General features: G+C 44.1%; 11 protein-coding genes and 1 riboswitch. Of the genes, 2 read left to right on the top strand and 9 right to left on the bottom strand.

Annotated features, from left to right (window positions below; all coding sequences use genetic code 11):
* The first annotated feature begins 18 nt into the window (after positions 1-18).
* Complete coding sequence (locus UFB30_RS01450) at positions 19-3,183, top strand: hypothetical protein (RefSeq protein ID WP_322419891.1); 3,165 nt, start codon at positions 19-21, stop codon at positions 3,181-3,183.
* 37 nt (positions 3,184-3,220) lie between these two features.
* Here UFB30_RS01450 and UFB30_RS01445 read toward each other — a convergent pair whose 3' ends face one another.
* The 8 genes from UFB30_RS01445 to UFB30_RS01410 form a co-directional block, all read right to left on the bottom strand.
* Positions 3,221-4,639, bottom strand: coding sequence for a glycosyltransferase family 2 protein (locus UFB30_RS01445; protein ID WP_322419890.1), 1,419 nt, complete (start codon positions 4,637-4,639; stop codon positions 3,221-3,223).
* Positions 4,639-5,673: a HEAT repeat domain-containing protein gene (locus tag UFB30_RS01440; RefSeq protein ID WP_322419889.1), complete on the bottom strand. Its 1,035-nt coding sequence runs from the start codon at positions 5,671-5,673 to the stop codon at positions 4,639-4,641. Before UFB30_RS01440 ends, UFB30_RS01445 begins: the two co-directional genes overlap by 1 nt.
* Positions 5,673-7,301, bottom strand: coding sequence for a GGDEF domain-containing response regulator (locus UFB30_RS01435; RefSeq protein WP_322419888.1), 1,629 nt, complete (start codon positions 7,299-7,301; stop codon positions 5,673-5,675). Before UFB30_RS01435 ends, UFB30_RS01440 begins: the two co-directional genes overlap by 1 nt.
* A gap of 125 nt (positions 7,302-7,426) precedes the next feature.
* Positions 7,427-8,299 carry an amidase gene (locus tag UFB30_RS01430; protein WP_322419887.1) on the bottom strand — a complete coding sequence of 291 codons (873 nt, stop codon included), beginning with the start codon at positions 8,297-8,299 and terminating at the stop codon, positions 7,427-7,429.
* 41 nt (positions 8,300-8,340) lie between these two features.
* Positions 8,341-8,425: riboswitch (cyclic di-GMP riboswitch) on the bottom strand.
* A 58-nt stretch (positions 8,426-8,483) separates the two neighbouring features.
* Positions 8,484-9,242, bottom strand: coding sequence for an ABC transporter permease (locus UFB30_RS01425; RefSeq protein WP_322419886.1), 759 nt, complete (start codon positions 9,240-9,242; stop codon positions 8,484-8,486).
* Positions 9,239-9,970, bottom strand: coding sequence for an ABC transporter ATP-binding protein (locus UFB30_RS01420; protein ID WP_322419885.1), 732 nt, complete (start codon positions 9,968-9,970; stop codon positions 9,239-9,241). Before UFB30_RS01420 ends, UFB30_RS01425 begins: the two co-directional genes overlap by 4 nt.
* 93 nt (positions 9,971-10,063) lie before the next feature.
* Entirely contained in the window at positions 10,064-10,396 is a 333-nt protein-coding gene (locus UFB30_RS01415) for a thioredoxin family protein (protein ID WP_322419884.1), read from the bottom strand.
* 66 nt (positions 10,397-10,462) lie between these two features.
* Positions 10,463-11,617, bottom strand: coding sequence for an MFS transporter (locus UFB30_RS01410; RefSeq protein WP_322419883.1), 1,155 nt, complete (start codon positions 11,615-11,617; stop codon positions 10,463-10,465).
* A 334-nt stretch (positions 11,618-11,951) separates the two neighbouring features.
* On the opposite strand from UFB30_RS01410, the gene UFB30_RS01405 reads away from it, so the two are divergent.
* On the top strand, positions 11,952-12,599 hold the full coding sequence (locus UFB30_RS01405) for a DUF429 domain-containing protein (protein ID WP_322419882.1): 648 nt from the start codon (positions 11,952-11,954) through the stop codon (positions 12,597-12,599).
* Here the strand turns inward: UFB30_RS01405 and UFB30_RS01400 are convergent, their stop codons facing one another.
* The gene (locus tag UFB30_RS01400; protein ID WP_322419881.1) at positions 12,600-13,151 is read right to left on the bottom strand and encodes a TVP38/TMEM64 family protein; all 552 of its coding nucleotides are present in this window, start codon (positions 13,149-13,151) and stop codon (positions 12,600-12,602) included. It lies immediately after the preceding gene.
* Between the last annotated feature and the right edge of the window lie 98 nt (positions 13,152-13,249).

Here is a 13,249-nt window from a genome sequence, read left to right as displayed (position 1 = left end):
AAAGCGAGGTTCAAATCATTGAAAAAGCTACTGGTTTTCAGCATAGGACTGATTGTGATTATTATACTCCCTGTTATGATTTGGTTTTCAAAAAGCCATACCGAACTGAACATTAGTATTATTGATTATACAGTGCCCGACGAAAAATACCGCGAGCACCACAGCCTAACCTGGCTATTGAATCACTACCATTATCAAAAATCTGATGGTACTGAATTTAATGAAGAAAATGATTATATCGGATTGAAGACAGATGAGCAGGCTGAATCTGTCGACAATTATCTTTTCCCGTCGTCATTGACGGGAAAAGATTTAATTTATATTGCTGATACTTATGGTGTATATGAGTCTGATCTCCCCTGGTCTCCAGACGGCGAAGCTACACCAGGGAGCAGCGACCTGATTGAGGGCGGACTGAAGCAGGAGGATTGGAGCCTCATTAAAAATCAGGTGTTAAGCGAGGATACTGACCTTGTAATGGAGTTTAATTCTTTTGCTTCTCCCACATCTGACAATGTAAAGCAGGATGTAATGGAATTCATCAAGGCTGATTGGACGGGATGGATTGGCCGTTACTTCCCTTCTTTGGAAGGCGATGAAGTTCCCTCGTGGATGATTGATCATTATGAGACATCACAGGGTGACTGGCAGTATGAAGGCGAAGGGTTTATCTTGCTGAACGAATCTTCAGACAGCATTCTCGTTCTTGACCAGAATGATTTTGATGAAACAGCAATCAGGCTGAATTTCACTGAGAAAGGAAAGGAACTTTTTGACCTTGAAGAAAGCCCCGGCTACCGCTATTGGTTTGATATTCTGATCCCTCAGGACGAAGGTGATGTTGCAGCCTGGTATGACTGGTCACCAAGCTCAAGCGGAAGTGCAAAACTGAAAGAAGCTGGACTTCCTGAGCAATTTCCAGCTGTGTTGCATCATACAAAACAGCAGGCGAATATCACCTATTTCGCAGGAGATTATGCTGATATTGAAAGCCTGCCGTCATACTTTCAGGTTTCAGGTATGGCTACTGTGCAGAAATGGTTATCACCTGAAACATTTTCTCCTGATAAAAGTTTTTTCTGGCGGACAGCAGCTCCTATGATTAATAAGACGTTTGACCTTGCGTCAGAAACATCAGATTCTGCTAGCGTTCAGGATTCTGCTAAAGAAACGCAGGCTTCAATCAATGACATTTCATACCCTGCAAGAATAAATGAACAGCAATATGAAGTTTACCGCGGCAGTGAGTGGCAACCAATTACAATCAAAGGCGTTAACATGGGGATGGGCAAGCCTGGCTACTTCCCGGGAGAGGCTGCAATTACAAGAGAAGAGTATGACAGATGGTTCGACATGATCGGAGAAATGAATGCCAATACAGTTCGGGTCTATACACTTCACCCCCCTGCATTTTATGACTCTCTTGCTGCATATAACGAGCAGGCGGAAGAGCCGATTTATTTGATGCACGGTGTATGGGCTGATGAGGAACCGCTTGAAGAAACACTGGATGCTTTTAACGAAGAAAGTACACAAGCTTTCAGAGAAGAGATTCAGCACATTACGGATGCCATTCATGGAAATGCGAATATTGACCACGTACCCGGTCACGCTTCCGGCGTATACCGCTCGGATGTTTCTCAATATGTGATTGGCTGGATGATTGGAATAGAGTGGTATCCGCTGATGGTAGATCAGATGAAATCCCAGTATCCTGATATGGAAGACTTTACTGGGAAATACATTTCTACTGAGAACGCCGAGCCGATGGAGATCTGGCTTGCAGAGCAATTCGAATACCTTATCGAATACGAGCTAGAAGAATATAAAAGCATGCGGCCATTAAGCTTTACCAACTGGGTTACAACAGATAACCTGGAGCATCCTGCTGAGCCGTCTGAACAGGAGGATCTGGCAACAGTGGATCCAAATCATATTTCTGTATCCGGTGATCTGACAGAAGTGGGCATGTTCGCCTCTTATCATGTGTATCCATATTATCCGGACTTTTTAAACCTGGAGGAAAAATACACAGAATATATCGACCACAGAGGCGAGCCTAATAACTATGCAGGTTATTTAGCAGACCTGAAAGCAAGTCATGACCTGCCCATTCTGATTGCAGAATTCGGTATCCCTGCTTCAAGAGGCAAAACACATGAAAATCCTTTTGGATGGAATCAGGGATTTATTGAAGAAACAGAGCAGGGAGAAATCCTTACAAGTCTATATGAAGATATCCTTCACCTCGATATGCTCGGGGGGCTTGTATTTACATGGCAGGATGAATGGTTTAAGCGGACGTGGAATACGATGGATTATGATAATCCCGACAGACGGCCATACTGGTCAAATGCACAGACAAACGAGCAGCAATTTGGTCTGCTGAGCTTTGACAGACATCTTGGAAGAATTAACGGAGAGGCTGATGAAGAAGCAAAGAGTCTCGGTCAATATTCAGACCTGATTAAGGAACTGAAGGTATTGCATGACGAGCGATATCTGTATCTCCAATTAGCTGTACCAGAGCTTTCAGATACTTTCTTTAAGGACCAATGGCTCGATCTTTACTTCAGTATAAGACCTGATAAAGGGATTGAGACTGGCAAAGGGCCCGCTGACTTTAGAGCGAGATTCAAAGGGAAAGAGGCTGATCTGGAAGTAGCAGGAGATTATGATACTTTTTACTTTGACTATGCTACAACGCTTGATATGATTCCGGATAATGAAGAACCCGATGAATTCCACCCGATCAGACTGGCGCTGAATAAAGCGTTTATCAGACCTGATACAAACGAGTTAATGCCTTTTGACAGCTACGAAACCGGCGCATTAAAGTTTGGTATTGGAGACCCTGATCACGAGGAATATGATTCACTTTCAGACTATTACTACACTGATGACGGACTGCTCGAAATCCGCATTCCATGGATGCTGCTCAACGCTAAAGATCCGAGCCAGCGGGAATTCACCGGTGATATTCAGCAGGATGGTCTGACGTCATCTATTGAGATTGATGCGATTGATATTTCAGCAGCGATCATCAGCAGCAATGACCAGGAAATGATTGAACAGACACCTTTTGAGCCTTATACGTGGGAAAAGTGGGACATTCCGCAATCTGAAGAAAGATTAAAAGATTCATATTATATACTTCAGGAATTATTTAAATCCAGTGAATAAGTAAAAGTCCGGGACATATTTTTCGTCCCGGACTTTTTTACGCAGCTTCCTCTTCAGAAATTCCTTTTCGCTGCATGTTCCCCCATGAACCTTTCTGACGAATGGCAGCAACCAGCCCTTCACATCTCCATAAAACAGTCAGCGGACGATACCAGAACGCTTCGGTTAAGGACCACCCAAACAATTTCAGCAGACTTTTAACATCCGGATATTTATGATAGGTCCATTCCTCAAGCAATACGGCAAGACTTGAAATGAGCGAACCATATACGACCGTTGCAAGAAACATAACCACAGTGATTTCCCAGGAAATAAAGGCAAACAGAAGCCCGGCAATGATGATGACATAACCGATTAATTCGAATACCGCACTCAGCAGCTCCACAAACAGATAATACGGAAGCGCAAAGAGCCCTATGCCTTTATACTTTGGATTCAACAGCATAGATTTATGTGTCCAGAGCGTCTCTGCCAGCCCTCTTTGCCATCTTCTTCGCTGGGACCTGAGAGAACTGACAGTCGAAGGCGCCTCAGTCCAGCAGACCGGATCCTGAATATACTCAATCCGCTGATCAGACTGCTCATCTTTAATTGATTTATGCATCCTGACAATGAGCTCCATATCCTCACCAACTGTGTTCACCTTATAACCGCCTGCCTTAATCACGCGGTTCTTTTCAAAAACACCAAAAGCTCCTGACACAATCAGCAGCATATTCATCCTGCTTAAGCCCAGCCGGCCGATAAGAAACGCTCTGAAGTATTCAATAATCTGCATCAGTACAATTGGTGTTTTCGGCAGGGCGATCTCTTCCACTTCACTTCTGACAATCCTTGACCCATTGGCAATCCGGACGGTTCCCCCTGTGGCTGTTACCTTTCCATTTGAATCAATGATCGGCTTCATCGTTTTCAGCAGCGCGTCACGGTCTAAAAGGGAGTCGCCATCAATCGCAGCAAAATAAGGATATTTTGAAAAGTTAATACCTGCATTCAGCGCATCTGCCTTTCCCCCGTTTTGCTTTTGAATTAAAAAGAGGTGTGGAAATAAAGTAGATTGAAAAGCCCGTTCAACCTCTGCTGTATCAAAATAGCGGCGGATAGCCAGATCAATCTCCTTCATCCTGAACTCAGCAATTACACGTTCACTCGTCCGGTCAGAAGATCCGTCATCAATCACGATCACTTCAAATTGAGGGTAATTCAGAGCAAGCATGGACCTTGCAGTACTGACAACCCCTACTTCTTCATTGTAGGCAGGAACCAGTACAGAGATCGGAAAAGTATCCTTATTCATTGAAATCTCTTCTATATGGGCTTCACGATTCAGCTGCCGCTCTTTCCTTATTCTTGGTCCTGCCACCAGAAACATACCAATGTACAATAGTGAGACAGAAGCCATATAAATAATGATGACGATTGCTGCAGTATACACAAGCCAACTCAGCCATTCCATTATCTGCCCACCCCCGTTCTCAACGTTTGAAGCTGTTTGGCCATATCTCTTGCATACAGATCTTCATGCCCTTCCGCTGCAAAAGTCAGCAGGATTTCACCGTCCGGCATTTGCTTCAGCGCTTCACAAGCAGCAAAGCGCACCCACCAGTTCGGATCGCCGGCGAGCTGCATTAAGGAGGTGGAATATCTCGTCAGTTGAAGGAGCCCCGAAAGACGGGCAGCGTACATTCTCTCCTCCCACAAATCAGAAGTCAGAAATGGAGAGATTTTATCCGCTGATGAAATATATCTGTACTGGCATAAAGCAGCGAGAGATTTCAGCCGGACTTCCTTTTCTTTATGCTGAATATGAGCTTCGACATATGGCAAGTGCTCATAAAATCCCGTCTCACCAAAATAAGAGATCATGCCAAGCTTTACCGGAACAGGCAGCTCCTGATCTGCTTTCAATTGTTCTAAAGAACTTCCCGGCAGTCTCCTCAAGCATTCCTTCATGAACCCGATTGAAATAGCTTCCCCGCTTTTCAGCACCTGCAGAACGCTCTCATCACCAAATGAAGCCAGAACACGAAGTGACTGCCTATACTCTTCATCCTCATCCTTCAGTGAGAGATAATGTTTCTTCACTTCTGACTGGAGCGTTTTCAGATGAAAATCTTCAATGAAGAAGAGAGTATTCACACGCTCTGCCCAGCTTCCTTTCAGCAGAATACCCCTGTAATGATCAGCCAGAAAGCGCTCAGCTGTATGGCTCATACGTTTTTCATTCTCCGCTCCTTTGATATTTGAAGCATATCCTGAAAGGAGCTTTTCGAGTACTTTTACACGAACCTGCTCATCTGACGGCAGATCCGGTTCATGATCGTTCTCCCCTGCTAAATATGCAAGGTAAGGACTCAGCACTTGCTGATAAACCCCGGAGACCTCCTGATCGGTTCGGATTCCTTTTTGCTTCATGAGTGATAAATAGATCAACAAAGCGACCTGCAGCAGCAAAAACACACCTGAAATCCATAGCACTACTGTGACCATTAACTGAACATCCTTTCCATCATACGGTCAATTCTTGAAGCCACTTCCCTTACGTTAAAAGGCTTCACCATATAATCATCAGCACCGAGTCCCAATGCCCGTTCAACCTCCTGATCACCCTGTCTCGCCGTCAGCATTGAAACAAGTATATTTCTCGTGCCATATGCTTCTCTCAGCTTTGCGAGCACTTCTATTCCGTCCATCTTTGGCATCATGCCATCCAGCAGAATCATATATTTCTTCCCCGCTGTATACCAGTCACCCTGAAGAAAATCCACGCCATTTGCATACGTTTTAACATCCACTGAGCGACCGCCAACTTTTCCGCGCCTTTCAAAATGATCCTTCAGCATTTCTCTCACCAGTTCATCATCATCCACCACAATCAGCACCATCTGCTCGGTTGCAAGTTGTAATTTGATGACTTCTGAGTACCGGACAGTACAATTACGTCCATTTTCTTTTGCGTAATAAAGAGATTTATCCGCACACTCGAGAATTTCCTTGATATGAACGGCACCATGCCATTCATTCAGACCAGCGGAAAATTGAACGTTAAATTCCTGTTCACCTGATGAAAATACATGCTGATTGAAAGCCTCACGCCAGTTCTGAATCTTTTTCTCAGCTTCCTCGTAAGTTGACTCAGGGAATACAACAGAAAATTCTTCTCCCCCAAAGCGGATCAGCCGGTCTGCCGGATCCTTTGTTTCCAAAATGATTTTTGCAAAGGTTCTCAACACTTCATCCCCTGCCGGATGTCCATAAGTATCATTCACCTGCTTAAAATGATCCAGGTCAACCATCGCAAAAACAGCAGATCCCGTTTCCCCTTCAAGCATTTTTTTCGTCACCTGCAGCACTTCATGCTCAAGACAATCTCTTTTTAACGCACCAGTCAAAAAGTCATTCCTGATTTGTCCAAGCAGCATGTTGCGCTGGAATATCCTGTTCCTTAAAAAAGGAATAATGATATTTTCATTAATCGGCTTACCAATTACATCAAGCACACCCATCTCATAAGCCGCTATTCTTTTCTCGTCTGTAAGCTCACCACTGACTAAAATAATCGGCGTTAAATCTTTTCTCGCTTTTTTCATCATTTCACTGATCAGTAATTCTTCCCCTTCAGATAATAAATCCAGATCAACAATCAGCAGATCCGGTGAAAGGTCATAGTAATGTTCAAGGCCTTTTGAAAGTGTCATCGTTGTAATGACTTGAAAGGCATTCTCTTCAAGGAAGCCTTTCATTCTTTTAATGAACTCAACATCTTTTTCAATCATCAGGATAAAGGGCACTGATTCAGGCTGATCATCCAGTTCCCCCTGAATCTCTTCCAGCTGCTCAATGGTTGCCGCTTCCTGCGTGAATGCTTTTATTTGATCATGCGCAAAGAATTTCCGCCATTCTTCCCCCGTGAGGATCCGCGTGCCGTCTTCCTCCAGCTCTGCCAGGGCTTTTTCAGCCTGATCAGACAACGCTGTCAATCCAATCGTCCCGGCTGTTCCTTTTAATCCATGGAAAAAGCGATAGCATTCATCTTCAGTGACAGCATGTTTTGCACTCCACTCCATTACTGTCTGTTCAATACGTTTATTTAACATCTCCTGATATTTTGTACTCATATGCCCACATCCTATGTAAATGTTCGTATTTCCATTGCTCTTTTTCGTTCTTTTTTCCCTATTATACAACTCTTTTAACAATGAAAAAGAACTTTCCCTCAAATTTTGGGAAAGTTCTTTATTATTTAAGGCTTTAGGGCTTTCCAGCTCTCAGTATGATGAATGGCAAAACCATTAAAGCTCTGAAAACTCTTTACCTGCTGAACTACTTTTTCAAGCTCGCTATTCATTACAGCTTCGCCTTCCTGAATAAACGTAAGATACTCACCTTCACTTGTCTGACCTGTCTCTACACCGATCACAACAGGTTTTCCAAGCTGATCACCAACCGCCAGTTCATGCAGCACTATAGGCGTAATCGCTGCAGCTGAATCACGGTAAGCCATAATTGTAATTCCGTCAGTATGCTGCTGAACCCAGTCAGACAGCAGCCCGCTTCCGTAGGTGTTTTTGAATTTGATCTCGTCAAACCAGAAAGGAACGTCCGCTTCCATACGAATATTCAGCTGAACTGCTTTAACTGAGGCTTCTTTAATGAGAGATTGATAGGCTTTAACGACAGTTACCCGCTTCGAATTCCATCCGCTATACAGGTATGGCTCTACATCCAGGTGAATACCTTTAAAATCCGATTCGTTTGCTGAAGCCTGCTGATATTGCTCAACCCAGCCGAGTAACTGCCTGAGCTGGAGATACCCTTTTGGTGCGGCCCAGTCAGGTGCACCATCGAGCGCATATACATCAATTCCTCTTGCAGTTGCGCCTTTAATAAACGAACGGTAGACGTCAGCAGAAACATCCCGATCGATCTGTACGTACACTTTTGTTACCTGCTTTTCAGACAAAAAGTCCAGTGTCTCAGTCGTTCCATCAATTAGAGACCACGGATTCCATAACCATGTAGCTTTTTCAATCGTTGAAGCTTTTACCGGCATCGCCATACTGCACACCATTCCCACAATCAGACATAACAGCGCAGAACAAATAACCTTTTTCACCTGGTCCTCCATTCTATAAGGTGGGTCCCACAGAATGAGAACCCGGCAGCCAGACAACCATATGAATACCACACAGGCTCACAGCTTTGCGTCCTTCCCTTTCGGAGAAGTTTGCCCTTATCAGATTCATTTTTAAAAATTATACGACCATTCCAGGTGTGCGTCTACGCAAAAATTATTTGCTTTATTTTTTCTGAGGCTTCAGCAGCTGCATCCGCTCATTAAACAGCGTCGGGTAAGACAGGAATCCAAGCATCGCACTTGTCACGACAGCTGTCGTCAGTAAAAGAAAGATGATCAACAGCTGGAACATGACAGCCTGCAGCGGATCTGCCCCTGCAATAATCTGACCGCTCATCATACCGGGAAGCTGCACCAGACCTATCGTCTTCTGACTTTCGATCGTCGGGATGGTGCTTGCCTGAATTGATGAGATCAGCGGGCGGTGAATCGCCTGCTTCGGTGTTCCGCCTAATGACAGAATCAGTTCAGTTTCACTTTCCCTGGATTCAATTTCAGAAGTAAAGCGGTTTAAAAACAGAATTGATAAGACCATTGAATTTCCGATCACCATGCCGCTGATTGGAATAATGTACTGTGCAGTCGCAGGTGTAATATTCAGGCCGAGTAAAATGCCCTGCGTCAAGACTTCAATAAAGACAAACGTGACAATCAGCTTCCATGTAATCCCTTTGATTGAAACACCTTTTTTACGTGCATTCTGAACCGCTGCACCAATAATTAAGACAACCATTAAAAAGATATAGAAAAAGTTCTCAGCATCAAACACAAACTGCAGAATATAACCGACTGCAAGGAGCTGAATGATCGCTCTGATTGTCGCCACGACAGCATCCTTTTCAAGTCCAAGGTTCAGTGTCTTTGATAAAAGAAGGGGAATTAATACGAAAATGAGGGATAAACCAAGTAATAGAAAACTCATTCTGCTTCCCCCTTTACAAAGGTCTGAACTCTCTTGTTCTGCGGATCTTTCAGCAGACTGCTTTCACCTGTTTCCACAAGCTCTCCATCCATCATGACCCACGTGTATTCACCGATGGATAGTGCCTGTTTCAGATTATGTGTTATCCACATAATTGTCGTTTGATAGGTGTGATTGATTCTGACGATTAATTCTTCGATTTCCTGCTGTGATACGCGGTCAAGTGATGACGTAATTTCATCCAGCAGCAGGATTTCAGGCTTCATTACAAGTGTCCGGGCAATCGAAACCTTCTGACGCTGTCCACCCGATAGATCCTTTGCATCACGGTCAAGATAGCTTTTATCAAGTCCGACCAGTTTGATCATCTCTTCCGCTGTTTCCTCAGGCAGTTCTTTTCCCTGAAGCTCAAAAGGCAGCGCCATATTTTTACGCACGGTGCCCGGCACCATGACAGCAGTTTGCAGCGCAATTCCTACCTTTCTTCTGAGTTCCACCGGATTGTACGACGAAATTTTCTGATCATCTATATAGATCTCACCTGAGTCCGGGGAAATAAGCCCGTTACATAGTCTGAAAAGCGTCGTTTTACCCGCTCCGGATGGTCCTACAAGTGTTGTGATTCTGTTCTTAGGGAACCAGCCGGTGATATCATGTAATATTTTTGTATCGCCTGATTGATAATTGACATGGCTGAACTGTATCGCAGCCTTCGTATCCTTTGTCATGACCATTACTTCCTTTTCTCTTATTTATAATAATTATAATGTAGTAATGATAATAAACAGATCGCAAAAAGGCAAGCATATCAGCCTGCCTTTTTACCGTTCGAGAAGAACAGTCATTTTATCTAATGATTCCCTGAACTCATCAATCCGGATAAAACGGGCATCTCTTAATAGCTCTTTTCCTTCAGAAAAGATCAGCACAACCGGCACAGTGAAAATCGACAGTTTCCCTGCAACCTCTTCATAATCATCTGCAGTAATGTGACCGAATTCAACCCCGGGATACGTTTCCATTACCTGCTGGATTTTTGGAAGGAGCGCATGACAGACACTGCAGCCATTTCTTGAGATATAGACAACACTTAACGGTTGATTCATCATATGATCCAGCTCTTCATCTGAACGGATATCAGTATATGCTCTCATATTCAACCACCTCTATCCTTCACTTACCCCTGTTCCGTTAAATCTACACAGGCTTTCTCAGTAAAATCAACGCTGTTTCTTTAACCTGGTGCTTTCAGCTGTTACCCATAGCATGACCTGAAGCACGCCCATCATACAGATGATCGCGGTCATTCCATAAAGCGCGTTAATATAGCTCCCTGTGACATCGTATACTGCACCAACTCCGAGCGGACCGAGTGCAGAAATGACATAACCGCCACCCTGTGACATGGCCGCCCATGCGCTCGCTTTCTGATAAGAATTCGTTTCGATAATTGGGAGCATCAGCGCCAGCGGAAACAGACCTCCTGCTCCAAGTCCGATTAATAGCATGGCAATCAGCGGGTGTCCGTCTGAAATCAGCAGGATCACGCCTGAAAGCTCAATGACTGTGCAGCCAAGCAGTGTTGGAAATACATAACCAAACCTGGCAACAAGACTTGGAATGATAAAAGAAGAAGGAATCTGAATTAAGACGAATGCAGTTAACATTGAACCTGCAACAACTGAGTTATACCCCATACTCTGAATAATCGGAGCGCCCCATGCTGTGACAGAATAGAAAATACTCGACATTAATCCGAAAAACAATAAAATCAGCCATGCTCTGCCACTTGTCCATGGCAATGGTGTTTTTTCAGGCAGGCCGGACTGTTTTTTCCCGGGGAATCTGATCCACACAATCATTGCAGCCAGACCAAGCACTGCCCAGATCGCGAGGGCCGGCTCCCAGTTGCCGATTGATTCGTAAATAGGTGCTGATATACCTGTGGCACTTCCTGCACCAATCGCCATAGAAACTGTATAAACACCGACTACTCCCGGCTTCGTTGGAAAATACTGTTTGATAAAGCCCGACACCAGTGGACCTGCCACACCAATACCGACACCGGCTAAAAATGCTGTGACAATTAATAAAGGAACCGTACCAAAAAAACCTCTTAATGCAGTGGCAATCGTAATCAATACGAGAGAATAAAAAATTCCGCGTTCAAGCCCCACCCGCTCGCTAATTTTAGTGGCGAGTGGAGCGAAAATCCCCATACACAGAACAGGCAGCGTGGTCAGGAGTCCCGCTGTTGTTCCACTCATACCCAGGTCCTGCTGAATCGTATCCAAAAGCGGCGCCACTGAAGTAATCGCCGGTCTGAGGTTAATAGATATAAGAAATAATGCAATAATTAAATACCAGATTTTCATGCTGTCCACCTGCTTGTTTCAAGAATAAGAGCTTTGCCTTGGGTGGCAAAGCTCTGTGCTTTTTCAATCTTACTGCTTTTTACAGTGAATCTCTACCGCATTGTCTTATTTAGCCTTTACTGCTAATCATAGCAGGGCCGAAAAAGGACATTTGTCCTTATGAGGGAGCGCACTTTTATTCATGGCGATGTCAGGGTTTGATACGATATGTTCAGTTTAATTGGTTCATCAGGGAAATGATTTGAACACTGACGGCCCCTTCGCCCACAAAAATTGTTCCGCAATTTCTGAAGCTGATATGATGAATAGAAATACATGCCAGAGGAGAGTCTCTATGATCATCATTGGAATAGACTTATCAGGTCCAGCTAACTACCAGGATACAGTGGCCACAGCTTTTTATATGAAGAACGATGGTCTGACCCTAAAAAAATCAATCACGCATGCCTCAGATCAGGATATTCTGAATCTGGTGCAGGCTTGTTCAGCTGAAACAGAAGTTATCATCGGAATTGATGCACCTCTTTCTTATCAGGATGGCGGCGGTGACCGTCCTCATGATAAAGCACTCAGAAGCGTCTTAAAAGCAGGCGGTTTAAACGGCAGCTCCATTATGACGCCTACCATGACCAGAATGGTATATATTACACTGAGAGGCATTCAGCTGACGAGAATGTTGCAAAGCTTAAATCAGAAGATTAAAATTGTAGAGGTTCACCCCGGGGCCGCGATCGGGTTGCGGATGGGTGATCCGGATCCTGCACTTCACTATAAAAAGGACCCGGTCATGAGAGCAAAAGTCTTTACCTGGCTAAAAGAGCAGGGGATGACTGGTCTTACAGACGAAGTAGCAGAAACGACACACTCCATTGACGCATGCGGTGCTGCGCTTGCAGTGTGGCATTATGCAGCTTCTGATAAACAACCAGTATGGACTTATGAAAAGACTTCAGCAGCACACCCCTTTGTGATGTGCTGCTGATCAGGTGATCGTATCCATTTTGTCGTTATGCATCTTACCAATCACTTTGTAGACCAGGAGTAGTAAAATAAAAAGAATGGCTGTTCCATACCACGGCAGCTCATGAATCGCACCCCCAAATGCAGTGTAAATCACTGCAGGCGCAATCACACCAATCATTGAATAGATCATATATTCCTTCCGTGTATCCGTCATTTCCATTAAGTAAAATGACAGCAGATGAAAGTGAACAAATGGCATAATACGAAGCACCATAATTTGTCCCATCGACAAATGACGGTCCGGCAGCACTTTATCTTTCAGCCTTGAAAGCTTTTGTTTGAAGGTCGGAAACCGATAGATCAATACATATGAAACAAAGCTCATTAATGTGAGCCCAATAAACGAAAGGATCGCGCCTTCTATAAAGCCAAACAGCAGGCCACCCGCTACACATACCAGAATCACTGGTAAAAACAGCAGTGGTCTGACAAGATGAAGCAATATAAACAGTGCAGGACCAAGCCAGCCTGACTCTTCTATTAAATGTTGAACTTCCGCCAGTTCTTCCAACTGGATCCCTCCCTGCAATCAGATCATATTGATTAAATATATGGTTAGAAATATCATATAGTCTTTTTTCATGAAATGCACGAGGAAAAGAGGTTTGT

The sequence above is a fragment of the Jeotgalibacillus haloalkalitolerans genome, from assembly GCF_034427455.1.
Classification (GTDB): Bacteria; Bacillota; Bacilli; order Bacillales; family Jeotgalibacillaceae; genus Jeotgalibacillus; species Jeotgalibacillus haloalkalitolerans.
Note: the sequence above shows the minus strand (reverse complement) of the source record. Positions and strands in the feature narration are given on the sequence as shown.

Bases quoted from the DNA above. Each gene is read 5' to 3' on its own strand.
- UFB30_RS01415 (WP_322419884.1), bottom strand. From the start codon at position 10,396: ATGAGAGCATATACTGATATCCGTTCAGATGAAGAGCTGGATCATATG.
- UFB30_RS01435 (WP_322419888.1), bottom strand. From the start codon at position 7,301: ATGAGTACAAAATATCAGGAGATGTTAAATAAACGTATTGAACAGACA.
- UFB30_RS01425 (WP_322419886.1), bottom strand. From the start codon at position 9,242: ATGAGTTTTCTATTACTTGGTTTATCCCTCATTTTCGTATTAATTCCC.
- UFB30_RS01410 (WP_322419883.1), bottom strand. From the start codon at position 11,617: ATGAAAATCTGGTATTTAATTATTGCATTATTTCTTATATCTATTAAC.
- UFB30_RS01440 (WP_322419889.1), bottom strand. From the start codon at position 5,673: ATGGTCACAGTAGTGCTATGGATTTCAGGTGTGTTTTTGCTGCTGCAG.
- UFB30_RS01445 (WP_322419890.1), bottom strand. From the start codon at position 4,639: ATGGAATGGCTGAGTTGGCTTGTGTATACTGCAGCAATCGTCATCATT.
- UFB30_RS01420 (WP_322419885.1), bottom strand. From the start codon at position 9,970: ATGACAAAGGATACGAAGGCTGCGATACAGTTCAGCCATGTCAATTAT.
- UFB30_RS01405 (WP_322419882.1), top strand. From the start codon at position 11,952: ATGATCATCATTGGAATAGACTTATCAGGTCCAGCTAACTACCAGGAT.